The sequence below is a fragment of the Kitasatospora sp. NPDC001309 genome, assembly GCF_042896295.1.
In the GTDB taxonomy this organism is placed as follows: Bacteria; Actinomycetota; Actinomycetes; order Streptomycetales; family Streptomycetaceae; genus Kitasatospora.
Map to the genome: position 1 here is coordinate 1226 of NZ_JBIAXC010000036.1, position 26138 is coordinate 27363.

Sequence of the window (26138 nt, forward strand, 5' to 3'; positions counted from 1 at the left end):
TGGCGGCTTCCGCCGGGACGACCGCCCCCAGGGCGGCGGCTTCAACCGCGACCGTGACGACCGCGGCGGTTTCAACCGCGACCGTGGCGACCGTCCCCAGGGTGGTGGCTTCAACCGCGACCGTGGCGACCGTCCGCAGGGTGGCGGTTTCAACCGTGACGACCGTGGCGGCGACCGTGGCGGCTTCCGCCGGGACGACCGCCCCCAGGGCGGCGGCTTCAACCGCGACCGTGACGACCGCGGCGGTTTCAACCGCGACCGTGGCGACCGTCCGCAGGGTGGCGGTTTCAACCGTGACGACCGTGGCGGCTTCCGTCGCGACGACCGCCCCCAGGGTGGCGGCTTCCGCCGGGACGACCGCCCGAGCGGGTTCCGTCGCGACGACCGTGACGACCGTCCGCGTCGTGACGACCGTCCGTCCTACGGCGACCGTGGCGACCGTGGCGGCGACCGCGGCGGTTTCAACCGTGACCGTGGCGACCGTCCGCAGGGTGGTGGCTTCAACCGTGACCGCGGTGGCGACCGTGGCGGCTTCCGTCGGGACGACCGCCAGGGTGGCGGCGGCTTCCGTCGTGACGACCGTCCGTCCTACGGCGACCGTGGCGACCGTGGCGGCGACCGCGGCCGTGGGGACTACGACGACCGTCGTGGCAACTTCGAGCCGGTCAAGCGCCTGCCGATCCCGGAGGACGTCACCGGCTTCGAGCTGGACGCGGACGTGCGCCAGGAGCTCAAGAGCCTGCCCAAGACCCTCGCGGACGACGTCGCGCGCAACCTGGTGATGGTGGCCCGGCTGCTCGACGGCGACGCGGAGGAGGCCTACCAGTACTCCCGCGTCGCGCTGCGGCTGGCGTCCCGCGTGCCCGCCGTCCGTGAGGCGGCCGGTTTCGCCTCGTACATGACGCAGCGTTACTCCGAGGCGCTGACCGAGTTCCGCGCCGCCCGTCGGATGACCGGTCGTGCCGACCTGTGGCCCGTGATGGCCGACTGCGAGCGCGGTCTGGGCCGTCCGGAGCGGGCGCTGGCGATGGCCGGCGAGCCCGAGGTGAAGCAGCTGGACAAGGCCGGCCAGGTGGAGATGCGCCTGGTCGCGGCCGGTGCCCGCAGCGACATGCAGCAGTTCGAGGCGGCCGTCGTCACCCTGCAGAGCCCGGAGCTGGCCTCCAGCGCCGTGCACTCGTGGACCGCGCGCCTGCGGTACGCCTACGCCGAGGCGCTGATCGCGGCCGGCCGTGGCGACGAGGCCCGTGACTGGTTCGCCAAGGCCGCCGAGGCCGACACCGAGGGTTCGACCAACGCCTCGGAGCGCCTGGCCGAGATCGACGGCGTGGAGTTCACCGACGCGCTCGACCCGGAGCTGGCCGACGAGGACGTCGACCGCGCCGAGGCCCCGGCGAAGAAGCGCGGCGGCGACGTCTCCGACGACCGTGTGATCTTCGAGGACGAAGAGGACGTCGAGGAGTTCTACGACGAGGACGACCTCGAGATCGACGAGGACTTCGACGGCCTGGTCCCCGAGCGCGCCGCGGACGCCAAGGCCGACGAGGCCGAGAAGGCCGACAAGGCCGAGGCCAAGGGCGACGCCCAGGCCTGAGCGTCCTGAAACACGCCGTGAGGCCCTGCCGATGCCCCTTCGGGGGAGATCGGCAGGGCCTCACGGCGTCCGGGGGTTCCTGCTGCCCGGCGGGCCGGCCGGTGGACCGGCCCCGGCGGCCTAGCCCAGCGGAAGGCTGCGCAGCACCAGCCCGGTGGCCGGCTTCGGCCCGAACGAGGTGGACTTGCGCGGCATGGTGACGCCCTGTTCGGCCAGCCTGCGCACCACGCTCTCCCGGACCGGGTGCAGCAGTACGGCGGTGCCTCCGGTGCGGGCGGCCTCGCGCTCGGCGGCCGCGGCGGTGTGCAGGTAGCCGATGTCGTCGGGGCCGTCGGGGACGTGCCAGGTGTGGTCGAGCAGGGTGGCGTGCAGCACGGTGGCGTCCAGGCGGCGCCACTCCTCGGGCCGGTCGTGCGGCACGGTGGCCCCCAGCAGGGCCTCCTCCGGCTCGCCGAGCAGCCAGAACACGCCGTCGCCGCCGGTGAGGACGAAGCCGTTGCCGCCGTGCCGCTTCTGCTCGGCGAGGGCCTGGAGGGCGGCGGTCAGCGGACCGGGGACCTCCTTGACCTTCCACTGGTCGCCGAGCTTCTCCAGGGCCTCGGCCACCGGCAGCCGGTACAGCACCCGGTGGATGGCCCGGACCCGCAGCGGGTAGCGGGCGGTGTCCACCAGCAGCACCATGCCGCGGTCCCACGGGCTGCGGGGCAGGTGGCGGTGCTCGCGCTGGAGCCGCAGGTACATCTCCCAGCGGTGGTGGCCGTCGGCGATCAGGGCCCGGCAGGTGGCCAGGTCTCGGCTGATCTCGCCGAGGTCGGCGGGGTCCGTGACCGCCCACAGGCGGTGGTGGGTGCCGTCGGTGGTGGCGGTGGAGAGCAGCGGCTCGCCCTCGACGGTCCGCTCGATGACGCCGGAGGCGCCGCCGTTGCCGCGGTAGGTGAGCAGCAGCGGTTCGAGGTTGGCCCGGGTGGTGCGCATCAGGCCGACCCGGTCGGCGACCGGCCGGGGCATCACGTCCTCGTGGGGGAGGACGACGCCGGCCTCGGGGCCGCTCACCGCGAGGGCGCCGATCAGGCCGCGCTGGAGCAGCTCGGGCGTGTCACCGTTGCCGGGGACCCGCTGCTCGTAGACGTAGATGGCCGGCTCCGGGTCGGCGGCGAGGACGCCCTCGCGCTGCCAGGCGGCCAGCAGCCGGGCGGCGTGCCGGTACTTGGTGTCGCGGTCGGGGCGGTCGCCGGCGTCCTCGGGCTCCGGGCGGGGCAGGATCAGCCGGACCACGTTGTGCGGGTCGGCGGTCTCCAGGTCGAGCCGGCGCCCCGGGTCGACGACGTCGTACGGCGGGGACATCACCGAGGCCAGCGCGCCGACCCGGTCGGGGACGTAGCGCAGGCCACGGAAGGGGGACAGGGACAGGCCTGCGGTGGCGACGTGCCCGGGATCGCCGGGGCCGCCCACGGGAGTCTCGACTCCGTCTTCTGCACTGGGTGTGCTCATTCTGGGCATCGTAACCGGGTACGCGTTGTTGAGAGATCGGAATCCCCGTGCCGAACGGTCGGACGGGTGTACGACCGAGGGCGAGGTACGGCATGGAGGACGGGCAGGAACGGTTGGACGGCGGTGCGTCGGGGGAGCGCGTGCCGACGGGCGGCGTGCCCGCCCAGGGGCGGACCGGGGAGCCGGTCGGGGACGTCTACGACTGGTTCCGCCGGGGCGCGAAGCTGCTGGCCCAGGGGCACCCGGCGGCGGCCGAGCAGTTGCTGGCCCGGGCGGCGGAGGCCGAGCCGCACTCGCGCAGCATCCGGGAGGCGCTGGCCCGGGCGCAGTTCGACGCCGGTTCGTACGCGGCGGCGCTGGAGAACTTCCGGGCGGTGGCGCAGGCCGATCCCTCGGACGACTACGCTCAGTTCGGGTGGGGGGTCGCGGCGGCCCGGCTGGGCGACTTCGAGACCTCCGCCGAGCACCTGGCGCTGGCGGTGGCCATGCGGCCGGGGACCGACCACTACCAGGCGGCGCTGCGGCAGACCAGGGCGACCCTGGCGGCCCGCGCCGGGGCCTACGGCCCACTGCTGCCGGGGGCGCCCGGCTACCGTGGGCCGGGGGTGCCCGGGCAGGTCGGGGGAGGGCCCGGCGGCGTCGACGAGGACGCCTGACCGGGCGGGCAGTGACGAGCAGACGAACCGCGGTGAACGCGGACGAACCGCAGTGAATGAGGTAGGGCAGGCATGACCGAGACGGCCACCCCCGCGCGACGGACCACCCCCGGCGGCAGCGACCGCCCGCTGACCGAGGCGTACGACACGGCACTGCTGGACCTGGACGGCGTGGTCTACGCCGGCCCGCACGCGATCGAGCACGCGGTGGACTCGCTGGCGACGGCCCGGACGGCCGGGATGCGGCTCGCGTACGTGACCAACAACGCCTCCCGCCCGCCGCGGGTGGTCGCCGAGCACCTGACCGAGCTGGGTGTGCCGGCCGAGCCCGCAGACGTGATCAACTCGGCCCAGGCGGCTGCCCGGGTGGTCGCCGAGAAGGTGCCGGCCGGGGCGAAGGTGCTGGTCGTGGGCGGGCTGGGCCTTGAGGAGGCGCTGGCCGAGCGCGGGCTGGTCGCGGTCCGCTCGCTGGCCGAGGAGCCGCTCGCGGTGGTGCAGGGCTTCGACCCGTCGGTCGGCTGGGCGCAGCTGGCGGAGGCCGCGTACGCGGTGCGCGGCGGGCTGCCGTGGGTCGCCTCCAACACCGACATGACGGTGCCGACGGCCCGCGGCATCGCGCCCGGCAACGGGACGCTGGTGGCGGCGGTGCGGGCGGCGGCGGGGGTGGACCCGGAGGTCGCGGGCAAGCCGCTGCCGCCGATGCACCGGGAGACCGTGCTGCGGACGGGTGCGCGGCGGCCGCTGGTGGTCGGGGACCGGCTGGACACCGACATCGAGGGCGCCTTCAACGGCGGGGTGGACAGCCTGCTGGTGTTCACCGGGGTGACCACCCCGGTGCAGCTGCTGGCGGCCCCGGTCGAGCACCGGCCGACGTACCTGGCGGCCGACCTGCGCGGCCTGCTGGTCGCGCAGCCGGCGGTGACGGCGGCGGGCGGCGGCTTCGGCTGCGGCGGCTGGACGGCGGTGGCGGAGGGCGGTGTGCTGCGGCTGACCGGTGCCGGGGACCGCTGGGACGGCCTGCGGGCGCTCTGCGCGGCGGCGTGGACGGCGCTGGACGCGGACGGCGGGCCGGTGGACGGGCGGAAGGCGCTGGCCGAGCTCGGGTTCTGAGGTCGCTCGGGACGGTCGTCCGGAACGTTTGTCCGGAACGTTTGTCCGGGACGGTCGTTCGAGACGGCTGTCCCGGACGGTCGTCTGAGTCGTACGTCCGATTCAGACGTCCAGGGCGGGGCCGGGTATCCAGGGCAGGGCCTTCGCAGCAGGCGTCTGACACGGACGTACGAACCGTTCCTCGGTACAGACGTCCGTGTCAGACGCCCGGCCCGGCCCTCAGAGCAGGGTGCGCAGCCGCAGCAGGTCCCGGAGGCCGGCTTCCAGCTTGATCCGGCCGCTCGCCCACGCGGAGGCGAAGTTGAGCTCTCCGCCGACCAGGGCGAGCAGGTCGTCGCCGGCCATGGTGAGCCGGATCGCGGCCTTCTCGGTGGGCGGGCCGGGCACGGCGGACACGTCCTGGATCCGGCCGTCGCGCAGCTGCCCGGTGAAGGTCAGGTCGAGGTCGGTGATCCGGCAGCTCAGCGAGCGGTCGAGGGCGGCGGCCTTCCGGACGTCGCCGGTGGCCTTCGCCATGTTCCGGCTGAGCTGCTCCAGCGCCTCCCGGCACTCCTCGGCGTTCGCCACGGCGCTCGCTCCATCCCCAGGTCACTACGGTGCGGACTGCCGGGCCACGGTACCTCAGGAGGGTTTTGGCGGTAGCGTCGTCGGTGGGGTGCCCGGAATCGCCCGGGTGCCGAGGGCGACGGAGCGCGGCGCGCTGTGCGCGCGCAGGCGCGGAGGAGGCACCCGGATGCTGCCGAGGACGGTGCGGGGAGCGGTGGCGGCCGCCGCCGTGGTGGTGGAGGAGGTCGGCAAGCGGGTCGTCGACACGGCGGCCGCGGTCCTGGAGAAGACCGGCGTCGACGTGGCCGAGGTCGAGCGCAGGCTGGGCGGCCAGTTCCCGCCGTCGGCGAAGACGCTGCAGACCCTGGCGGAGGAGGCCGTCACCGCCGGGCGGGCCGGGGTGGACCTGGCGGTCGGGGTGGCGCGCAACGAGGTGGAGAAGGCCTTCGAGAAGGTCGGGGACCAGGTGACCAAGGTCGGCGTGGTGCTGGCGTACCTGGAGAGCAAGCTGCGCGAGGTCGAGGAGGAGCCCGTCGCGGCCAAGGCCGGGCCGGGCCCGGCCTCGACCGGGTACCCGGCGGAGGAGCCGGTGCCGGCGCCCCGGGCGGACGACCTGTTCGGACGCGGCTGGGAGTTCGAGGACGAGCGTGTGGCGGCGGAGCCGATAGTGGCCGAGCGGGTCGAGGTGGACGAGCCGGTCGAGGTCGATCCGCCGGTGGCGCCGCCGGAGAAGGCCGCGGGGGAGAAGAAGGCCGCCGCCGCGAAGACCACTGCCGCCGCGAAGGTCGGCGCGGCGAAGAAGGCGACCACGGCGAAGAAGGCCGGTACGGCGAAGAAGACGGCCGTCGCCAAGAAGGCCACGGTGAAGAAGACGGCCACCGCGAAGCGGACCGAGGCGGACGGCCGGGCCGGGGCGGCGGCCGAGCGCACGGCGACCAGGAAGACCACCGTCCGCAAGGCCAGCAGCACGAAGAAGCCCGATGACCGGGACGAGTGAGCCGGGCGCACCGGCCGAGCCCGCCCAGCTCGTCGAGCCCACCCGGCCCACCGAGCCCACTGAGTCCACTGAGCCCACCGAGCCCACCGAGCCCACCAAGTCCACTGAGCCCACCAAGTCCACTGAGTCCACCGAGCCCGCCCGGTCCGCCGTGGCGGAGGGGCCGCTCGGCGTCGAACTGCTGCCCACCGGGCACCCCGGAGTGGATGCCGGGCTGGCCCGGTTGGAGGCTTTGGACGGGGTCCCGGCCGAGGCGCACGTCGCGGTGTACGAAGATGTTCACCAGCGGCTCGCCGACGCGTTGGCCGCGCTCGACCAGGAATGATCCGCAGGACCCGTAGGAGCTGAAACACCAGTGGCAGTGGCACGACGCCGACTCGACGCGGAGCTGGTCCGCCGCAAGCTGGCCCGGTCGCGTGAGCACGCGTCCGAGCTGATCGCGGCCGGCCGGGTGACCGTGGGTGGTACCACCGCGACCAAGCCGGCCACCCAGGTGGAGACCTCGGCGGCGGTCGTGGTGGCCAAGGACGACAACGACCCCGACTACGTCTCGCGCGGCGGGCACAAGCTGGCCGGGGCGTTCGCGGCCTTCGTGCCGCAGGGCCTGGTGGTCGAGGGCCGCCGGGCGCTGGACGCGGGCGCCTCCACCGGGGGGTTCACCGACGTGCTGCTGCGGTCCGGGGCGGCCCGCGTGCTGGCGGTGGACGTCGGCTACGGGCAGCTGGCCTGGTCGCTGCAGAGCGACGAGCGGGTGACGGTGATGGACCGCACCAACGTCCGCGAGCTGACCCTGGAGACGATCGGCGGCACCCCCGTCGACCTGGTCGTCGGTGACCTCTCCTTCATCTCGCTGGGCCTGGTGCTGCCCGCGCTGGCCGCCTGCGCGGCCGCGGACGCGGACCTGGTGCTGATGGTCAAGCCGCAGTTCGAGATCGGCAAGGAGAGGCTCGGCAGCGGCGGGGTGGTGCGCAGCCCGCAGCTGCGCGCCGAGATGGTCCGGCAGGTCGCCGGGCAGGCGTGGGAGCTGGGGCTGGGCGTGCGCGCGGTCACCGCGAGCCCCCTGCCGGGGCCGTCCGGGAACGTCGAGTACTTCCTCTGGATGCGCCGGGACGCCCCGCAGCTGGACCCCGCGGACGCGGACCGGGCCGTGGCGGAGGGGCCCCGATAGGGTGCTCTGCGAGCGTCCGGCCCGTCATGCTGGATGGCGCGGCCGCACCGGGCCGAGGGCGACCCGGCAGGCGTAGGGAGAGGGCAGCGGCATGAGCGATGGAGAACGCACGGTCTTCCTGATCGCGCACACCGGCCGGGAGGCGGCGCTGCGCAGCGTCGAGGCCCTGGTGCACGGGCTGCTGAAATCGGGGCTGCGGATCAGGCTGCTGGAGACGGAGGCGGTGGACCTCGACCTGCCGGACGGGGTCGAGAAGGTGGCCGAGGGGCCGGGCGCGGCGGACGGCTGCGAGCTGATCCTGGTCGCCGGCGGGGACGGCACGCTGTTGCGCGGCGCGGAGTTGGCGCGCTCGCACGGGCTGCCGATGCTGGGCATCAACCTCGGCCGGGTCGGTTTCCTGGCCGAGGCGGAGCGGGACGACCTGGCCGTGGTGGTCGAGCGGGTGGTGGACGCCGACTACGAGGTCGAGGAGCGGATGACGATCGACGTCATCGTCCGCACCAACGGCGACGTGGTGCACGAGGACTGGGCGCTGAACGAGGCGTCGATCGAGAAGGCGTCCCGGGAGCGGATGCTGGAGGTGGTGACCGAGGTGGACGGCCGTCCGGTCTCCAACTTCGGCTGCGACGGGGTGGTCTGTGCGACGCCGACCGGTTCGACGGCGTACGCCTTCTCGGGCGGCGGGCCGGTGGTGTGGCCGGAGGTGGAGGCGCTGTTGATGGTGCCGATCTCCGCGCACGCGCTGTTCGCCCGGCCGCTGGTGACCTCTCCGGACTCGGTGCTGGCGGTCGAGGTGCAGCCCAAGACCCCGCACGGGGTGCTCTGGTGCGACGGGCGCCGCTCGGTCGAACTGCCCGCCGGGGCGCGGGTGGAGGTGCGCCGGGGGAAGACGCCGGTGCGGTTGGCCAGGCTGCACCGGGCGCCGTTCACCGACCGGTTGGTCGCCAAGTTCGCGCTCCCGGTGACGGGTTGGCGCGGTCGCTCGAACACCCCCTGCTGACGGTCCGCCGGATCGTCCGGGCGGCTCAGACCGCCAGTGCCTGGCCCTCGTCGGCCGCGCCGAGCCGGCCGCCCGCGGTGGCGCGGGCGGCCACCGCGGCCAGCCGCCGCACGGCGGCGGGGACGGCGGCGGCGGGCACGGTGAGCGGGATCCGGATGTGGTGTTCGAAGGCGCCGTCCGAGCCGAACCGGTTGCCGGCCGCGATCCGGACCCCGGCCCGTTCCCCGGCCTGGGCCAGCGCCGCGCCGGACAGGCCGTCGGTGGTGACCCAGAGCGCGAGGCCGCCGGGCGGCAGCGGGAAGCTCCACTCCGGCAGCTGCTCGGGCAGCGCGGCGGCGAAGGCGTGCGCGGTGGCCCGCAGCCGGTCCAGCTGGTGGGCGCGGACGGCCGGGAGCGGTTCGCCCAGCAGTTCGGCGGCGATCAGCTGGTCGAGCACCGGGGTGCCGACGTCGCTGTAGACCCGCTCGGTGGCCAGCCGCCGGACCAGCGCGGGCGCGGCCCGGACCCAGCCGATCCGCAGGCCGCCCCAGAGCAGCTTGCCGGCCGATCCGACGGTGACCACCTGGGCGGCCCGGTCCAGTGCCGCCACCGGGCGCGGCAGCGGCGTGGACTCCGGTACGCCCCAGCCCAGTTCGGCGGTGGTCTCGTCCACCAGCACGATGCTCCCGACGGCCCGGGCGGCGGCCAGCAGCCGGCGCCGCTGGTCCTCGTCGATCAGTGCGCCGGTCGGGTTGTGGAAGTCCGGGATGACGTAGGAGACCTTGGGGGCGGCCCCGCGCAGCACCCGCTGCCACTCCTCCAGGTCCCAGCGCCTGGGGGCCGCGGAGGCGTCGTACGGGACCGGCACCAGGCGGGCGCCGGTGAGGCGCAGCGCCTGGAGGGTGTGGGCGTAGCTGGGGGCCTCGACGGCGACCCGGTCGCCGCGGCCGACCAGGACCCGCTGGACCAGGTGCAGTCCGCCCATCGCGCCGGTGGTGACGAGGATCTGGTCGGGGGCGGTGGGCAGGCCGCGCTCGGTGTAGCGGCGGGCGACGGCCTCGCGCAGCACCGGGACGCCGGTGGGGTAGTGGCCGTGCCCGGCGGCGTACTGCGGCAGCAGTTCGACGGCCCGGGCGGCGGCCCGGCCCAGCCAGGGCTGGGGGGCGGGCAGGGCGGCGACGCCGAGGTCGAGGATCCGGCCCTGTTCGTCCGGCGGGACGGGGTGCAGGGCGTCGCTGGGCGGCGGGGCGCCCTCGGGCAGGGCGGTCCAGCTGCCGGCGCCGCGCCGGCTGAGCAGGTAGCCGTCGCCGCGCAGGGCCTCGTAGGCGGTGGCGACGGTGGTGCGGCTGAGTTCCAGGGCGGAGGCGAGTTCGCGTTCGGCGGGCAGTCGGGCGCCGACCGGGAGCCGGCCCTCGGTGACCAGCAGCCGGATCTGCCCGGCCAGGGTGCGGTAGGCGGGGCGGCGGGCGGTGGCCGGTTCGGGCAGTCGCGCGGTGGCGAGCAGCCGGGCCAGCGCGGGCGGGGTGACGGTGGTGTGCCAGTCGGCCATCGCTGATCAGTCCACTTGCTCGGAATTGGCCCTGTCGGGGGCCGTATTGGCTCTCTCATCATGGCAGTGCGGCCGTCGAGTCCGCCACCGTCGGGCGCGACCCGGCGGTGCAGCACCACCCGCAGGAGCACCAGTGGCCACCACGACCGCACCCACGACCGCACCCACGCCGCCGCCTGCCGTCGGGCCCCGCCCCGGCCTCGCCGTCCGGGTCCTCGGCGACACCCACGCGCTGGGCCGCCGGCTCCCCCAGCTCGCCGTCGGCCTCGCGCTGTACGGGGCGAGCATGGCGCTGATGCTCCGCTCCGGCCTCGGCCTCGACCCCTGGGACGTCTTCCACCAGGGCCTGCAACGGGTGTTCGGGCTCACCGTGGGAGCCTGGGTGACCGTCTGCGGCGCCCTGGTGCTGCTGCTGTGGATCCCGCTGCGCCAGCGCCCGGGGGTGGGCACCGTCGCCAACGTGCTGGTGATCGGCGCGGCGATGGACCTCACCCTGCGGGTGGTCGACGGCCCGCAGGGGCTGCCCGCCCGGGCCGCGCTGACGGCCGCCGCGGTGCTGCTCAACGGCGTCGCCTCCGGCCTCTACATCGGCGCCCGGCTCGGCCCGGGCCCGCGGGACGGCCTGATGACCGGACTGCACCGGCGCACCGGGCGCTCGCTGCGGCTGATCCGCACCGGCATCGAGGTCACCGTGCTGGCCGTCGGACTGCTGCTCGGCGGTACCGCCGGGGTCGGCACGGTGGTGTACGCGCTGCTCATCGGCCCGCTGGTGCAGCTCTTCCTGCCATGGTGCACGGTGCCCACCGCCGCTCAAACGCCCCGGAAGGAGTGAACCCGGCGGCACGGAGTTGCCGCGCGCCGTTGCCGCTCGTCGCGCTCCGGGGGCGGAACCTCGTAAGGTCGTCTCCGTGTTGGACGAGATGCGGATACGGGATCTTGGGGTCATCGACGATGCGGTGGTCGAGCTGGCTCCCGGCTTCACCGCCGTGACCGGTGAGACCGGCGCCGGCAAGACCATGGTGGTGACCAGCCTCGGCCTCCTGCTCGGCGGCCGCGCCGACCCCGGCCTGGTGCGCCACGGGGCCGGCCGCGCCGTGGTGGAGGGCCGGCTGGAACTGCCCGCGGACTCCCCGGCGGCGGCCCGCGCCGTCGAGGCCGGGGCCGAACTGGACGACGGAGCGCTGCTGATCAGCCGGACCGTGTCCGCCGAGGGCCGCTCCCGGGCGTACGTCGGCGGGCGGGCCGTCCCGGTCGGGCTGCTCACCGAACTCGGCGAGGACCTGATCGCCGTGCACGGCCAGACCGACCAGCAGCGGCTGCTGCGCCCGGCCCGCCAGCGCGGCGCGCTGGACCGCTACGCGGGCGGGACGGTCGCCGAGCCGCTGGCCCGCTACCGGGAGACCTACCGCGCCCTGCGCGAGGTCGCGGCCACCCTGGAGGAGCTGACCACCCGGGCCCGCGAGCGCGCCCAGGAGGCCGACCTGCTGCGCTTCGGCCTGGACGAGATCGCCGCCGCCGAGCCGGTGGCCGGGGAGGACGTCGAGCTGGCCGCCGAGGCCGAGCGGCTCGGCCACGCCGACGCGCTCTCCTCCGCCGCGACCCTCGCCCACGCCGCCCTGGCCGGCGACCCGGCCGACCCGGAGGCGCTGGACGCGGGCACCCTGCTCGCCCAGTCCCGGCGCGCCCTGGACGCCGTGCGCCACCACGACGAGCGGCTGGCCGCCCTGGCCGACCGGCTGAACGAGGTCGGCTACCTGCTGGCCGACGTCGCCGGGGACCTCGCGGGCTACGCCGACGACCTGGACGCCGACCCGGTGCGCCTCGCCGCGGTCGAGGACCGCCGGTCCGTGCTGGCCCAGCTGCTGCGCAAGTACGGCGGCGAGGACAACGACCTCGCCGAGGTGATCGCCTGGGCCGAGGCCGGGTCCGCCCGGCTCGCCGAACTCGACGGCGACGACGAGCGGATCGACCAGCTCGGCGCCCAGGAGACCGAGCTGCGGGCCGAGTTGGCCGAGCTGGCGGCCGAGGTCTCGGCCGCCCGGCAGGCCGCCGCCGGACGCTTCGCCGAGGCCGTCTCCGCGGAGCTCGCCGAACTCGCCATGCCGCACGCCCGGGTGACCTTCTCGATCACCCGGGTCGACGACCTGGCCGGCATCGAACTGGACGGCCGCACCGTCGCGTACGGGCCGTACGGCGTGGACGAGGTCGAGGTGCTGCTCGCCCCGCACCCGGGTGCCCAGCCGCGCCCGATCGCCAAGGGCGCCTCGGGCGGTGAGCTCTCCCGGGTGATGCTCGCCGTCGAGGTGGTCTTCGCGGGCGCCGATCCGGTCCCCACCTACCTGTTCGACGAGGTGGACGCGGGCGTCGGCGGCAAGGCCGCGGTCGAGATCGGCCGCCGGCTGGCCAAGCTGGCGGAATCCGCCCAGGTCGTGGTGGTCACCCACCTCCCGCAGGTGGCCGCGTTCGCGGACCGGCACCTGGTGGTGGAGAAGACCCACGACGGCACCGTGACCCGTTCCGGGGTCAAGGTGTTGAACGACGAGGAGCGGGTGCGGGAACTCTCCCGGATGCTGGCCGGCCTGGAGGACTCGGAGCTGGGCCGGGCCCACGCCGAGGAGCTGCTGGCCGCCGCCCGGGCCCCTCGCCACAGCTAGGCCCGGTCCGGCCCTGGCCAGCGGATCTCGGCGGATCGGCCCGCCGGGATCGGCCGGACGGGGTCGGCCGGAACCGGCGGTCCTCCCCGCCGGGACGGCGACGCGCCCCCCGTGGCGCCGACTGTCCAAGAGGGCCGCCGACCTGGCATGGTGGCGGCTGGACACTGGCTTTCCAGTCCCGAGCGCCGCCGGGCGGGCAATCCTCGCGAAGCGGCGCGCGAACCTGATCGAGTCGGATGCGAGACGACGTGGACCATTCCGCCGCCCGGGCCACCGCGGCCGCCCCGGAACCGGGGCAGCTGCACGTGGTACTCGTCCTGGCCGCCAGCACCGGCGGCATCGGTGCGCACGTGCGTTCCCTGGCCCAGGGCCTGGTCGCGCACGGGGTGACCGTCACGGTCTGCGCACCGGCCGGCACGGACGCGCTGTTCGGTTTCTCCCGCACCGGCGCGCGGTTCCACACCGTCGACATCACCCCCACCGCGGGGGCCCGCAGCGACGCCACCGCGATCGGCGAGCTGCGCCGGGCGTTCACCGGCGCCGACGTGGTGCACGCCCACGGGCTGCGGGCCGGCCTGCTGTCCGACCTCGCGCTGCGCACCGCCGGCCGCTTCCCGGGCCTGCGCCCGGAGACCCCGCTGGTGGTCACCTCGCACCACGCGCTGCTGGCCACCGGCATGGAGCGGCGGCTGCAGCGGTTGATGGAGCGCCGGGTGGCGCGCGCCGCCGACCTGGTCCTCGGCGCCTCCTCCGACCTGGTCGCCAGGGCCCGTGAACTGGGCGCCACCGACGCCCGGCTGGGCCCGGTGGCCGCCCCGCCGATGCCGGAGGGGCGGCTCGGCCGGGCCGAGGCGCGCGCCGCGCTGCTCGGCGACGGCCCGGACCGCCCGCTGGTGCTGGCGGTCGGCCGGCTCGTCCCGCAGAAGGCCTTCGGGACGCTGCTGGACGCCGCCCAGGAGCTGTCCGCGCTGGACCCGGAGCCGCTGCTGCTGCTCGCCGGGGACGGTCCGGAGGCGGGCCCGCTGCGCGAGCGGGTGGCCGCCGAGAAGCTGCCGGTGCGCCTGCTCGGCTACCGCACCGACGTCCCCGACCTGCTGGCCGCCGCCGACGTGGTGGTGGTCTCCAGCCGCTGGGAGGCCCGCTCGCTGGTGGTCCAGGAGGCGATGCGGGCCGGCGTGCCGGTGGTCGCCACCGCCGTCGGCGGCATCCCCGAACTGGTCGGCGACGCCGCCCTGCTGGTGCCGCCGGGGGACCCGGCGGCGCTCGGCCGGGTGGTGCGCGGGCTGCTCGCCGACCCGGCCCGCCGGGAACAGCTGGTGGCGGCCGGCCGGCAGCAGGCCGAGACCTGGCCGGACGAGGCCGCCACCGTCGCCCAGGTGCTCAGCACCTACGACGAGTTGGTGCAGCGGGGCTGAGCACCCCCGGCGGTGGGCCTCAGACGCCCGCCCGCTCCACCCGCTCCGCGGCCCGGTCGGCCTCGGCGCCGTCCGGCTGGGCCGACAGGTAGGCGGCGCCGCAGGCGGTCAGCCGCAGGGCGGTGTCGATCAGCGGGACGTGGCTGAACGCCTGCGGGAAGTTGCCGACCTGGCGCTTGAGCCGAGGGTCCCACTCCTCGGCGAGCAGCCCGAGGTCGTTGCGCAGCGACAGCAGCCGGTCGAACAGTTCGCGGGCCTCCTGCACCCGGCCGATCATGGCGAGGTCGTCGGCGAGCCAGAACGAGCAGGCCAGGAAGGCGCCCTCGTGGCCGGACAGGCCGTCCACGTTGTTGCCCGACTCGTCGTGGGTGGGGTAGCGCAGCACGAAGCCGTCCTCGGTGGACAGTTCGCGCTGGATCGCCTCGATGGTGCCGATCACCCGCTTGTCGTCCGGCGGCAGGAAGCCGACCTGGGGGATGAGCAGCAGCGAGGCGTCCAGCTCCTTGCCGCCGTAGTACTGGGTGAAGGTGTTGCGCTCGGGGTCGTAGCCCTTCTCGCAGACGTCCCGGTGGATGGTCTCGCGCAGCACGCGCCAGCGCTCCAGGTGGCCGTCGGAGGGGGCGTCCTCGGGGGTCTGCTCCAGCAGCTTGATGGTGCGGTCGACGGCGACCCAGGCCATCACCTTGGAGTGGACGAAGTGCCGGCGCGGGCCGCGGACCTCCCAGATGCCCTCGTCCGGGTTCTGCCAGTGGTCCTCCAGGTACTCGATCAGGCGCAGCTGGAGGTTGTGGGCGTGGTCGTTGCGGACCAGGCCGGTCATGTGGGCCAGGTGCAGGGCCTCCACCACCTCGCCGTAGACGTCGAGTTGGAGCTGTCCGGCGGCGCCGTTGCCGATCCGCACGGGCAGCGAGCCCTCGTAGCCGGGCAGCCAGTCCAGCGAGGACTCGGTGAGCTCGCGCTCGCCGGCGATGCCGTACATGATCTGCAGGTTCTCCGGGTCGCCGGCGACCGCGCGCAGCAGCCACTCGCGCCAGGCGCGGGCCTCCTCGCGGTAGCCGGTGCGCAGCAGCGAGGAGAGGGTGATCGCGGCGTCGCGCAGCCAGGTGTAGCGGTAGTCCCAGTTGCGCTCGCCGCCGATGTCCTCGGGCAGCGAGGTGGTGGGGGCGGCGACGATGCCGCCGGTGGGGGCGTAGGTGAGGCCCTTGAGGGTGATCAGCGAGCGGACCACGGCCTCGCGGTAGGGGCCCTGGTAGGTGCACTGGCCGGCCCAGTCGTGCCAGAACTCGGCGGTGGCGTCGAGCATCGCCTCGGCGTCCGGGACGGCCGGCGGCTCCAGGTGGGAGGCCTGCCAGGTGAGGGCGAAGGCGATCCGCTCGCCGGCCCGGACGGTGAAGTCGGCGTAGGTGGTGAGGTCGCGCCCGTAGGTCTCGGCCTCGCCGTCCAGCCAGACCGAGTCGGGCCCGGCCACGGCGACGGTGCGGTGGCCGCCGTCGGCCTGCTCGACCCGGTGCACCCAGGGGACGATCCGGCCGTAGGAGAAGCGCATCCGCAGCGCCGAGCGCATCCGCACGGTGCCGGCCACGCCCTCGACGATCCGGATCATCTGCGGCACGGAGTCCTTGCCGGCCAGCGGGCGGGGCGGCATGAAGTCGATCACCCGGACGGTGCCGCCCTGGGCGTCCCACTCCTGCTCCAGGATCAGCGAGTCGCCCCGGTAGCGGCGGCGGTCGGCGGGCACGGCGGGGGCGGCGGCGGTGGGCGGCGGGACGCGCGGGCCGGCGGTGTCGCCGAGGCGCGGCAGGGCGGCCTCGGCGGGGGCGGCGGCCGGGGCGGGGAGCTCGGTCGCCACCGCCTCGGCCGGTCCGATCCGCCAGAAGCCGTGTTCATCGGTGCCGAGCAGGCCGGCGAACACCGCCGGCGAGTCGAAGCGGGGGAGGCAGAGCCAGTCCACCGCCCCGTCCCTGCTGACCAGGGCAGCGGTCTGCATGTCCCCGATGAGTGCGTAGTCCTCGATACGGCCGGCCACGTGGATCTCCAGTTCGCAATGTGGTCAGGGCATCGGCGAACCAGGGAGCGAGCGGGTCTGCGGGGCCGGGGGTTCACCCCGGGACGTCCGGCCCGCCGGGGGGTGGTGGCGGGCCTTGCTGGAGTGTCCGCGCGGGGCTCGGTCGAGCCCCAGGGGGTGGGTGGGGAGGAGCTGGATAACGGGGAGGTCCGGTCGCGCATCGGGGACCGGGAGTGTCCTGACGCTCCCACGCCCTCCGCGTGCTCGTGCTGTCGCGATGCGTCCGTGCAGCTTACGACGGACGAAAGGGGCGAAGCACGCGGGCGCAGCCTCGTGTGGCGCCGCAATTCGGCGGAAATGCCGTGCATCGCGGGGGCGCGGCGCAGGATGGTCCGGAAGGATCAGCTCCGGGTGGCCGTAACGGAGGGGCTGGCATGGCCCGGTCGGAGTACTCCGGCTGGCCCGGTCCGGTGGGTGGTGCGACCGGTGTGACGCGTGCGGCGGATGGTGCGCCGGTGGTGCGCCCGGCGCACGCTCCCGGAGTGCCGGGCGCGGGCCGAGCGCGGGCCGAAAGGCGTCCCGGTCAGGTCACTGTTACCCTGGTATCCCGTGGACCGGCGGGATCAAAACGCCCCGGACCAGCCGAACCGACGACCCTTCGAGCGCCGCGCAGCCTGCCGGCCTCCCGTCGCCCGGCGAGCCCCGAGCCTCCCGCCCACGTCACTTTCGACACGCGACCCACGGGAGCCCCCTCTTGGCACAGCCCCATTCCGGCAAGGCAGCGAACGGCCGCGCCGTGACGACCAAGCACCTCTTCGTCACCGGGGGTGTTGCCTCTTCGCTCGGAAAGGGGCTGACCGCCTCCAGCCTCGGCGCGCTGCTCAAGGCCCGCGGCCTGCGCGTGACGATGCAGAAGCTCGACCCGTACCTCAACGTGGACCCGGGCACCATGAACCCGTTCCAGCACGGTGAGGTCTTCGTCACCGACGACGGCGCCGAGACCGACCTGGACATCGGCCACTACGAGCGGTTCCTCGACACCAACCTGCACGGCTCGGCGAACGTCACCACCGGCCAGGTGTACTCGACGGTCATCGCCAAGGAGCGCCGAGGCGAGTACCTGGGCGACACCGTCCAGGTCATCCCGCACATCACCAACGAGATCAAGTCCCGGATCCGCCGGATGGCGACCGAGGACGTCGACGTCGTGATCACCGAGGTCGGCGGCACCGTCGGCGACATCGAGTCGCTGCCGTTCCTGGAGGCCGTCCGCCAGGTCCGCCACGAGGTCGGCCGGGACAACGTGTTCTTCGTGCACGTCTCCCTGCTGCCGTACATCGGCCCCTCGGGCGAGCTCAAGACCAAGCCCACCCAGCACTCCGTCGCCGCGCTGCGCAACATCGGCATCCAGCCGGACGCGATCGTGCTGCGCGCCGACCGCGAGGTCCCGCAGGCGATCAAGCGCAAGATCTCGCTGATGTGCGACGTGGACGAGGAGGCCGTGGTCGCGGCCATCGACGCCAAGTCGATCTACGACATCCCGAAGGTGCTGCACGGCGAGGGCCTGGACGCCTACGTGGTGCGCCGCCTGGACCTGCCGTTCCGCGACGTGGACTGGACCACCTGGGACGACCTGCTGCGCCGCGTCCACGAGCCGCAGCACATCGTCAAGGTCGCTCTGGTCGGCAAGTACATCGACCTGCCGGACGCCTACCTGTCGGTGACCGAGGCGCTGCGCGCCGGCGGCTTCGCCAACAACGCCCGGGTCGAGATCAAGTGGGTCACCTCGGACGACTGCGAGACGCCCGAGGGCGCCCGCGAGCAGCTCGGTGACGTCGACGCGATCTGCATCCCCGGCGGCTTCGGCGACCGCGGCGTCAACGGCAAGGTCGGCGCCATCACCTTCGCCCGCGAGAACAAGGTCCCGCTGCTGGGCCTGTGCCTGGGCCTGCAGTGCGTGGTCATCGAGGCCGCCCGCAACCTGGCCGGCCTGCCCGAGGCCAACTCCACCGAGTTCGACGCCGCCGCCAAGCACCCGGTCGTCTCCACCATGGCCGAGCAGCTGGCGATCGTCGACGGCAAGGGCGACCTGGGCGGCACCATGCGCCTGGGCCTCTACCCGGCCAAGCTCGCCGAGGGCTCGATCGTCCGCGAGGTCTACGGCGGCGAGCCGTACGTCGAGGAGCGCCACCGCCACCGCTACGAGGTCAACAACGCCTACCGCGCGGACCTGGAGAAGACCGGCCTGCAGTTCTCCGGCCTCTCGCCCAAGGGCGACCTGGTCGAGTACGTCGAGTACCCGCGCGAGGTGCACCCGTACCTGGTGGCCACCCAGGCCCACCCGGAGCTGAAGTCCCGCCCGACCCGCCCGCACCCGCTGTTCGCGGGCCTGGTCAAGGCCGCCATCGAGATCAAGACGGCCCCGGCCGCGGAGTAGTCCTCCTGCTCCCGGCCCCGGTCGCGCACCGGACGGCGGCCCCGCGATTCCCGCGGGGCCGCCGTTCGGCGTTAGATTGTGTCGTACTGACGAAAAGGGGAGAGCGATGGACGAGCAGAGCGACCTGGTGATCGCCGACACGGCCGAGGAGTGGGAGGTCCGGGCGAGCTCGACGCCGTTCCAGGGCCGGGTCACCGGCGTGCGCAGCGAGGAGGTCCGGATGCCCGACGGCAGCTGGTCCCGGCGCGACTACCAGACCCACCCCGGCTCGGTCTCCGTGCTCGCCCTGGACGACGAGCAGCGGGTGCTGGTGCTGCGCCAGTACCGCCACCCCGTCCGCCAGCGGCTCTGGGAGCTGCCGGCCGGCCTGCTCGACGTACCCGGCGAGAACCCGTGGCACGCCGCCCGGCGCGAGCTGTACGAGGAGGCCCACTGCCGGGCCGACACCTGGCGGGTCCTCGCCGACTACTACACCTCCCCGGGCGGCACCGACGAGGCGCTGCGGATGTTCCTGGCCACCGACCTCGCCGAGGCCGAGGGCCGGCGGTACGAGGCCGAGGGGGAGGAGCAGGAGATCGAGGTCGCCCGGGTGCCGGTGCCCGAGCTGATCCGGCTGATCCAGGCCGGGCAGCTGCACAACCCGACCCTGGTCACCGGCGTCCTCGCCGTGCACGCCGCGCTGACCTCCCCGAACGGCCTGGACGGGCTGCGCCGCCCGGACGCGCCGTGGCCGGCCCGCCCCTTCGAGGTCTGACCGCCCGTCGGGGCGTGGGCGAACCAGCGGGGTTGATGCCTTGGGGTGATTCACCGGTTCGTACGACCGGATGTCACCTCCGATCAGTCGGACGGTCGAACTACGCTTCGCAGACAGGGCGCCCGTCCCGGGCCGCCTCCGCCGAGCGCAGCGGGCCTTCCGGCCGGACGCCGGGCGCGGGATGACGTCGGGAGTGGCACGGGTGGCGAGGAAGACGGCGACGATGGACCCCGGCCCCGACGCGCCCGCCGGCGCCGTCCCGGGGCTCGACCGGCTGCCCGCCGGGCCCGCCCTGTTCGCCGGGCGGCGCACCGAACTGGCCGCGCTGCGGGCGGCCGCGACCCGCCGGGTGAGCGGCCGCTGCCCCGTCCTGGTGCTGGCCGGGCGCCCCGGCTCGGGCCGCACGGCGCTCGCCGCCCGCTTCGCCCGGACCGCCGCCGCCGACTACCCGGACGGCGTGCTGTTCGCCCGGCTGTCCGCCCCGGACGGCGGGCGGGTGCCGCCGGGCCGGGCCGCCCGGCTGCTGCTGGAGCAGCTCGACCCGCAGGCCGCCGTACCACTGCCCGGCGCCGTCGAGGACGGACGGGACGAACCGGGCGGCGTGGCCCTGCGGGAGGCCCTGGCGGGACGCCGGGTGCTGCTGGTGCTGGACGACGTCCGGGACGCCGGGCAGCTGTGGCCGCTGCTCGCCGACGAGCCCGGCTGCCTGGTGCTCGCCACCACGGCCGGGCCGCTCACCGGCATCGAGGACATCGACCCGGTGATCCTCGGCGGGCTGGACCGGCAGGCCTCCGGGGAACTGCTGGCCGACCTGGTGGGCGGCACCCGGGTCTCCTGCGACCCGGTCGGCGCGGCCGACCTCACCGAGGCCTGCGCCGCCGGGCCGGCCGCGCTGCGGCTGATCTCGCGGTGGCTGCGCGGCAACCCGAAGATCGCGGTCACCGACGCGGCGCGCGAGCTCACCCGGGCGGTGGGGGAGGAGTCCGAGGCCTCGGGCGCCAAGGGCACCGGGCGCGGCCGGGCGGGGAAGGCCGGGAAGGGCGCGAGGACCGCGAAGGCCGGCCGGACGCCGAGGACCGACGCGGCACCGGAGAAGAAGGAGGAGGGCGCCCAGGCGCAGGACGGGGCCGCGGAGCCCGCCGCCGCGCCCGAGCCGGCCGGCGACCCGTCGACCTGGGTCAAGCCCGAGCCCGCGCCCGCCGAGCCGGTGCCCGTCCCCGACAACGACCCGCTGCTGGGCGCCTTCACCCTGCTCTACCGGGGACTGTCGGCCGCCCAGGCACGGATGCTGCGTACCCTCACGCTCGCCCCGGCGCAGACCGCCGACCCGCGCACCGCCTCCGCCCTGGTCGGCTGCCCGGCGCCGGAGGCGGCCGCGACGCTGGCCGCGCTGGCCGAGCGGGAACTGCTCGGCGAGGAGGCTCCGGCCGCCGACGGCACCCCGCGCTACCGGGTGCCCGGGCGGCTCTACCAGCGGCTGGTCCGGCTGCGGGAGCAGGAGGACCGGCCCGCCGAGACCGAGCTCGCCCGGGCCCGGCTGCTGGAGCGGCTGGTCCGGCTGACCGAGTCGGCCCGCGCCCTGCTGGACCCGGCCGACGGCCCGGCCCCCGACCCGCTGCCCCCCGCGCTGCGGCTGGACTCGGCCGGGCACGCCCGGGACTGGCTGACGGCGGAGCGGGAGCTGCTGCTCGGCGCGGTGGCCGACGCGATCGGCCAGGGCGACCTGGACGGCTCGGCCGGCCGGCTGGTCACCGCGCTGCTGCGGGCCCTGCCGCTGACCGGCACGGCCGCCCCCGCCGACCTCTACCGGCTGCACGAGCTGGTGCTCACCGTCGCCGAGCGCAACGGGCGCCCCCGCCGGGCCTCGGCGGCGCTGCTCAACCTGGGCGACCTCCAGGCCTCGGCGGGCCGCTGGGAGCAGGCCGCCGGGCACTACCGGGCCGCCCTGGAGCACGCCCGGGAGGTCGGCGACGAACCGCTCTGCGCCCGGGCCCTGGAGGGCGCGGCGGGCTGCCACCGGGCGCTCGGCGACGCGGTGCGCGCCGCCGACTGGTACGGGCGGGCGCTCGGGCTGCGGCGGTCGCTGGGCGACCACGCGGCCGAGGCCCGGCTGCTGGCCCGGGTCGCCGAGGCGCACACCGCCCAGCGCCGCTTCGAGGAGGCCGACCGGGAGTACCGGGCCGCGCTGGCCGTGCTGCGCCGGATCGGCGACGAGCGCGGCCGGGAGGCGGTCGGCAGCGCCCTCGCCGACCTGCGGGAACGCGTCGACGGCGGGTGGTGAGGGCGGTTTCGGAGGTATCGTCGAAAGTGCCCTGTTACGACACCTATGACAGGTAAGTTCCAGTGGAAGCCTACGAACCTGCCAATGCCTTCGGCGAAATTGTTAGATTTGGAAGGCTGACAGGCCGCCTGGGCTTCATTACACTCGAACCCAGTCGCGCAGCGATCCCCTGCCCCGGCATGCCCGGAGGCTTCCCCACGTGCGCGTCGCCCACCGGTCTTCTCCGGTCGGGACCCCCATGGCAAGAGGACGTGTTCAGTCGTGAAGGTCGGCATCCCCCGCGAGGTCAAGAACCACGAGTACCGCGTGGCCATCACGCCCGCCGGCGTGCATGAGCTGGTCCGCAACGGCCACGAGGTCTACATCGAGGACAACGCCGGTCTCGGCTCCTCGATCCCCAACGAGGAGTACGTGGCCGCCGGCGCCACCATCCTCCCCACCGCCGACGAGGTGTGGGCCACGGCCGACCTGCTGCTGAAGGTCAAGGAGCCCATCGCCTCCGAGTACCACCGGCTGCGCAAGGGCCAGACCGTCTTCACGTACCTGCACCTCGCGGCCGACCGGGCCGGCACCGACGCGCTGGTCGCCTCCGGCACCACCGCGATCGCGTACGAGACCGTCCAGCTGGGCAACGGCGCGCTGCCGCTGCTCGCCCCGATGTCCGAGGTCGCGGGCCGGCTGGCCCCGCAGGTCGGCTCGTACCACCTGATGCGCCCGGCCGGCGGCCGCGGCGTGCTGCCCGGCGGCGTGCCCGGCACCCACCCGGCCAAGGCCGTCGTCATCGGCGGTGGCGTCTCCGGCTGGCACGCGGCCACCATCGCCATCGGCATGGGCTACGACGTGACCCTGCTGGACCGCGACATCAACAAGCTGCGTGAGGCCGACCGGATCTTCGGCACCAAGATCAAGGCCATCATGTCCAACTCCTTCGAGCTGGAGAAGGCCGTCCTGGACGCCGACCTGGTCATCGGCGCCGTGCTGATCCCGGGCGCCAAGGCCCCGAAGCTGGTCACCAACGAGCTGGTCTCCCGGATGAAGCCGGGCTCCGTGCTCGTCGACATCGCCATCGACCAGGGCGGCTGCTTCGAGGACTCGCACCCCACCACGCACGACGACCCGACCTTCCAGGTCCACAACTCGGTCTTCTACTGCGTGGCCAACATGCCGGGCGCCGTCCCGAACACCTCCACCTACGCGCTGACCAACGCCACCCTGCCGTACGTGCTGGAGCTGGCCAACCGGGGCTGGAAGGAGGCGCTGCGTCGTGACGCCGCGCTCGCCAAGGGCCTGAACGTCCACGAGGGCCAGATCACCTTCCCGGCCGTGGCCGAGGCCTTCGGCCTGGAGTCGGTCACGCTGGAGAGCGTGCTCGCCTGAACTCCCTGACCGCACGGCGGTCGTTCGCCCCCGACCCGATGCCCTCGGGTCGGGGGCTTCGCCGTGCCCGTGAACAGCGGGTGGACCGGGCGGGTCGCTCTGTCGTCAATTTCCGTCGGTGGTGTCACCCGACCCTCGGCGTCCCGCAGAAACGTTAGGGTCATGGGCCTGCTCATCCCTTGACAGCAGCCCGCCCGATAGTCGACACATCGTGCCCACTACCGTGGATTGTGTTGCTGCGAACGCCTTGAACGGCCTAGAGTCGCAAACCGTCGGCATGCTGCCACGCTGACGAATCGACATAGAGTCCTGGATCCCCAAGGAGGTAAGACGACTTGTGAATGAGTCGACAATTGCTCCCGGGGGTGGTCAGCCAGGACTGGCGGAGCTCACCGCCGGCCAGCCGAGTGAGGAGCCCGGGGCCCGGCAGGCATCCGTGGGCTCGGCCGAGGTCGGCTCGGTCGCACTCCGTACCTTCGAAGCACGCCAGAACACAGCGCAGGTGACCACGGTGACCGATCACGACGCCGACTTGGCGGCCTACGGCCTGGCCTACGGCGAGTTCGCCTACGGCGCCTACGACGACCCGGACGCCGAGTACGAGCCGGACCCGGAGTACGCGGCCACGCTGGCCCCCGACGCCGCGCGCCAGCGCCGCGAGCGGGTCGGCCCGACCGGCCGCCCGCTGCCGTACTTCCCGATCCCCGCGCCGGTCGCCGAGCACGGACCCGCCCAGATCATCGCCATGTGCAACCAGAAGGGCGGCGTCGGCAAGACCACGTCGACCATCAACCTGGGCGCGGCGCTGGCCGAGTACGGCCGCCGGGTGCTGCTCGTCGACTTCGACCCGCAGGGCGCGCTCTCGGTCGGCCTCGGCGTCAACCCGATGGAGCTCGACGTCACCGTCTACAACCTGCTCATGGAGCGGGGCCTGACGGCCGATGAGGTGCTGCTCAAGACCGCCGTCCCGGGCATGGACCTGCTGCCCTCCAACATCGACCTCTCCGCCGCCGAGGTGCAGCTGGTCAGCGAGGTGGCCCGGGAGTCCGCGCTGGCGCGCGCCCTCAAGCCGCTGCTGCCGGACTACGACTTCGTCATCATCGACTGCCAGCCCTCGCTGGGCCTGCTGACGGTCAATGCGCTGACGGCCGCTCACAGCGTGATCGTCCCGCTGGAGTGCGAGTTCTTCGCACTGCGCGGGGTCGCGCTGCTGACCGAGACCATCGAGAAGGTGTGCGAGCGGCTCAACCCCGAGCTGCGCCTGGACGGCATCCTCGCGACCATGTACGACTCGCGCACCGTGCACAGCCGCGAGGTGCTGGCGCGGGTCGTCGAGGCGTTCGGCGAGCACGTCTTCCACACCGTCATCGGGCGGACCGTGCGCTTCCCGGAGACCACCGTCGCCGGCGAACCGATCACGACCTACGCCACCAACTCGGTCGGGGCCGCCGCCTACCGCCAGCTCGCCAGGGAGGTGCTCGACCGGTGCCGCCCCGCCGAGTGAGTCTCCCGGGTGCCGACGAGCTGTTCCGGACCACCGGCGGGATGGCGCTGTCGCCGTCCCTCGCCCCGCGTCCGGCCGCCGAGGCATCCAGACCGGAGACCGCGCGGACCGTCAACGGCACGGAGGGCGCCGAGGGCACCGAGGCCGCCCAGGGGGCCCAGGACGACCGGCAGGCGCCCCAGGAGCAGCACCAGGGCGCCGCGGTGCCGCCGCCCGGCCAGCCGCCCGTCCAGCGGGCCGCCGGGGGCCAGGGCGCCGCCCCCGCGCCGGCGGGCCGCTCCCACGCCGGCGCCGCCGAGGAGCAGGCCGGCGCCGCCGGACGCGCCCGGCCGCGCAGCCGCGCGCCGCGCCGCCCGAGCGGGCGCGAGCGGCACGACGAGAAGATCACCGTGTACGTGTCCGCCGAGGAGCTCATGGACCTGGAGCACACCCGGCTGGTGCTGCGCGGCGAGCACGGCCTGGCTGTGGACCGCGGGCGGATCGTCCGGGAGGCGATCGCGGTCGTCCTGGCGGACCTGGAGCAGCGCGGCGAGGCCTCGATCCTGGTCCGGCGGCTGCGCGGCCGCTAGGGCCTGTTGCCCAGGTCTGTTTCCCGGGCCCGTCCGTCGGGCCTGCCCCGGCCGCCGGTGGCGGCGTGCCGCGGGTCCGTGGCGGGCCGGTCGGCGGCGTGTCGCCGGGCCCGTGGCCGGACGGCCGGTGCGGGCGGGTGAAGATGGACCGCCATGCCGAGCACCGTCGAACCAGCTGCCAGCGCCGTGAACGCCACCGTCGTGAAGGCCACCGAGGAGGAGCCCCGGGGCGGCTTCCGGGTACGGCTGGACAACTTCGAGGGCCCCTTCGACCTGCTGCTCGGCCTGATCGCCAAGCACAAGCTGGACGTCACCGAGGTGGCCCTGGCCACCGTGACGGACGAGTTCCTGGCGCACATCCGGGCGATGGGCCCGGACTGGGACCTGGACGCGGCGACCGAGTTCCTGGTGGTGGCCGCCACCCTGCTCGACCTCAAGGCCGCCCGGCTGCTGCCGGTGGCCGAGGTCGAGGACGAGGCGGACCTCGCCCTGCTGGAGGCGCGTGACCTGCTGTTCGCACGGCTGTTGCAGTACCGGGCGTACAAGCGGGCGGCCGCGCTGTTCGGCGAGCGCTGGGCGGCCGAGCTGCTGCGCCGCCCCCGGGCCGTCGGGCTGGAGCCCCGGCACGCGGAGCTGCTGCCCGAGGTGGTCATCACCGTCGGCGCGGAGCGGCTCGCCCAGCTGGCGGCCAAGGCGATGGAGCCCAAGCCCGAGCCGGTGGTGTACGTGGACCACATCCACGCCCCGCCGGTCAGCGTGCGCGAGCAGGCGGCGCTGGTGGTCGGGCTGCTCACCGAGCTCGGCGAGGCCTCCTTCCAGCAGCTGGTCGCGGACGCGCCGGACACCCTGGTGGTGGTCGCCCGGTTCCTGGCGCTGTTGGAGCTGTACCGGGAGCGGGCGCTGGACTTCGAGCAGCCGGAGGCGCTCGGGGAGCTGCGGGTGCGCTGGGTGGCCGAGGAGGGCCGGGGGCCGGTCGAGGTGACGGACGAGTTCGACCGGCTCGCCGACGGTGCGGAGCGGGCCGAGGAGGAGGACGGGCGGCGATGAGTGGT

Annotated in this window: 21 protein-coding genes and 1 pseudogene; 18 read left to right on the forward strand and 4 right to left on the reverse strand. The window is 74.7% G+C overall.

Annotation, left to right across the window (positions count from 1 at the left end; genetic code table 11):
• Both ACFY2K_RS30105 and ACFY2K_RS30110 read left to right on the forward strand, forming a co-directional pair.
• Positions 1–604, forward strand: a pseudogene (locus ACFY2K_RS30105) (RNA helicase); the annotation flags it as partial.
• 69 nt (positions 605–673) lie between these two features.
• Positions 674–1594 (forward strand): hypothetical protein, encoded by a 921-nt coding sequence (locus tag ACFY2K_RS30110; RefSeq protein WP_380533151.1) that lies wholly within the window; start codon positions 674–676, stop codon positions 1592–1594.
• Positions 1595–1714: 120 nt separating this feature from the next.
• Here the strand turns inward: ACFY2K_RS30110 and ACFY2K_RS30115 are convergent, their stop codons facing one another.
• Positions 1715–3085: a DUF1015 family protein gene (locus ACFY2K_RS30115; protein WP_380527719.1), complete on the reverse strand. Its 1371-nt coding sequence runs from the start codon at positions 3083–3085 to the stop codon at positions 1715–1717.
• A 92-nt stretch (positions 3086–3177) separates the two neighbouring features.
• Between ACFY2K_RS30115 and ACFY2K_RS30120 the strand changes: the two genes are divergently transcribed.
• Both ACFY2K_RS30120 and ACFY2K_RS30125 read left to right on the forward strand, forming a co-directional pair.
• The gene (locus ACFY2K_RS30120) at positions 3178–3741 is read left to right on the forward strand and encodes a tetratricopeptide repeat protein (protein WP_375887056.1); all 564 of its coding nucleotides are present in this window, start codon (positions 3178–3180) and stop codon (positions 3739–3741) included.
• Positions 3742–3813: 72 nt separating this feature from the next.
• Complete coding sequence (locus tag ACFY2K_RS30125; RefSeq protein WP_375887059.1) at positions 3814–4851, forward strand: HAD-IIA family hydrolase; 1038 nt, start codon at positions 3814–3816, stop codon at positions 4849–4851.
• Between the two features lie 219 nt (positions 4852–5070).
• On the opposite strand, the gene ACFY2K_RS30130 is transcribed toward ACFY2K_RS30125, so the two are convergent.
• On the reverse strand, positions 5071–5418 hold the full coding sequence (locus ACFY2K_RS30130) for an SCP2 sterol-binding domain-containing protein (RefSeq protein WP_387715615.1): 348 nt from the start codon (positions 5416–5418) through the stop codon (positions 5071–5073).
• Positions 5419–5584: 166 nt separating this feature from the next.
• On the opposite strand from ACFY2K_RS30130, the gene ACFY2K_RS30135 reads away from it, so the two are divergent.
• The 4 genes from ACFY2K_RS30135 to ACFY2K_RS30150 all read left to right on the forward strand — a co-directional run bounded on the left by ACFY2K_RS30135 (position 5585) and on the right by ACFY2K_RS30150 (position 8562).
• A complete protein-coding gene (locus tag ACFY2K_RS30135) occupies positions 5585–6394 on the forward strand; it encodes a hypothetical protein (RefSeq protein WP_387715617.1) in 810 nt (269 codons plus the stop codon).
• Positions 6378–6719 carry a hypothetical protein gene (locus ACFY2K_RS30140; RefSeq protein ID WP_387715620.1) on the forward strand — a complete coding sequence of 114 codons (342 nt, stop codon included), beginning with the start codon at positions 6378–6380 and terminating at the stop codon, positions 6717–6719. Before ACFY2K_RS30135 ends, ACFY2K_RS30140 begins: the two co-directional genes overlap by 17 nt.
• A 36-nt stretch (positions 6720–6755) precedes the next feature.
• Positions 6756–7562 (forward strand): TlyA family RNA methyltransferase, encoded by an 807-nt coding sequence (locus tag ACFY2K_RS30145; RefSeq protein WP_387715813.1) that lies wholly within the window; start codon positions 6756–6758, stop codon positions 7560–7562.
• Positions 7563–7653: 91 nt separating this feature from the next.
• Positions 7654–8562, forward strand: coding sequence for an NAD kinase (locus ACFY2K_RS30150; protein WP_375887069.1), 909 nt, complete (start codon positions 7654–7656; stop codon positions 8560–8562).
• 25 nt (positions 8563–8587) lie between these two features.
• Here the strand turns inward: ACFY2K_RS30150 and ACFY2K_RS30155 are convergent, their stop codons facing one another.
• Entirely contained in the window at positions 8588–10090 is a 1503-nt protein-coding gene (locus ACFY2K_RS30155; protein ID WP_387715623.1) for a PLP-dependent aminotransferase family protein, read from the reverse strand.
• A gap of 286 nt (positions 10091–10376) precedes the next feature.
• Between ACFY2K_RS30155 and ACFY2K_RS30160 the strand changes: the two genes are divergently transcribed.
• From ACFY2K_RS30160 to ACFY2K_RS30170, 3 genes are all read left to right on the forward strand, one after another.
• A complete protein-coding gene (locus ACFY2K_RS30160; RefSeq protein ID WP_380408396.1) occupies positions 10377–10922 on the forward strand; it encodes a YitT family protein in 546 nt (181 codons plus the stop codon).
• Between the two features lie 88 nt (positions 10923–11010).
• Positions 11011–12744: a DNA repair protein RecN gene (recN, locus tag ACFY2K_RS30165; RefSeq protein WP_375887347.1), complete on the forward strand. Its 1734-nt coding sequence runs from the start codon at positions 11011–11013 to the stop codon at positions 12742–12744.
• A 248-nt stretch (positions 12745–12992) separates the two neighbouring features.
• Positions 12993–14159, forward strand: coding sequence for a glycosyltransferase family 4 protein (locus ACFY2K_RS30170; protein ID WP_380527708.1), 1167 nt, complete (start codon positions 12993–12995; stop codon positions 14157–14159).
• 19 nt (positions 14160–14178) lie between these two features.
• Here ACFY2K_RS30170 and ACFY2K_RS30175 read toward each other — a convergent pair whose 3' ends face one another.
• Positions 14179–16185, reverse strand: coding sequence for a glycoside hydrolase family 15 protein (locus tag ACFY2K_RS30175; protein ID WP_375887078.1), 2007 nt, complete (start codon positions 16183–16185; stop codon positions 14179–14181).
• Positions 16186–16918: 733 nt separating this feature from the next.
• On the opposite strand from ACFY2K_RS30175, the gene ACFY2K_RS30180 reads away from it, so the two are divergent.
• The 7 genes from ACFY2K_RS30180 (at position 16919) to ACFY2K_RS30210 (ending at position 26133) form a co-directional block, all read left to right on the forward strand.
• The gene (locus ACFY2K_RS30180; protein WP_375887081.1) at positions 16919–18601 is read left to right on the forward strand and encodes a CTP synthase; all 1683 of its coding nucleotides are present in this window, start codon (positions 16919–16921) and stop codon (positions 18599–18601) included.
• Between the two features lie 106 nt (positions 18602–18707).
• Positions 18708–19355 carry an NUDIX domain-containing protein gene (locus tag ACFY2K_RS30185; protein WP_375887084.1) on the forward strand — a complete coding sequence of 216 codons (648 nt, stop codon included), beginning with the start codon at positions 18708–18710 and terminating at the stop codon, positions 19353–19355.
• A gap of 202 nt (positions 19356–19557) precedes the next feature.
• Positions 19558–21636, forward strand: a complete 2079-nt coding sequence (locus ACFY2K_RS30190; RefSeq protein WP_387715628.1) for a tetratricopeptide repeat protein — start codon at positions 19558–19560, stop codon at positions 21634–21636.
• A gap of 261 nt (positions 21637–21897) precedes the next feature.
• Complete coding sequence (ald, locus tag ACFY2K_RS30195) at positions 21898–23013, forward strand: alanine dehydrogenase (protein ID WP_380408371.1); 1116 nt, start codon at positions 21898–21900, stop codon at positions 23011–23013.
• 436 nt (positions 23014–23449) lie between these two features.
• On the forward strand, positions 23450–24517 hold the full coding sequence (locus ACFY2K_RS30200) for a ParA family protein (RefSeq protein WP_208869108.1): 1068 nt from the start codon (positions 23450–23452) through the stop codon (positions 24515–24517).
• Between the two features lie 41 nt (positions 24518–24558).
• Complete coding sequence (locus tag ACFY2K_RS30205) at positions 24559–25086, forward strand: hypothetical protein (protein ID WP_387715817.1); 528 nt, start codon at positions 24559–24561, stop codon at positions 25084–25086.
• A gap of 153 nt (positions 25087–25239) precedes the next feature.
• A complete protein-coding gene (locus tag ACFY2K_RS30210) occupies positions 25240–26133 on the forward strand; it encodes a segregation and condensation protein A (protein WP_387715633.1) in 894 nt (297 codons plus the stop codon).
• Positions 26134–26138: the final 5 nt, after the last annotated feature.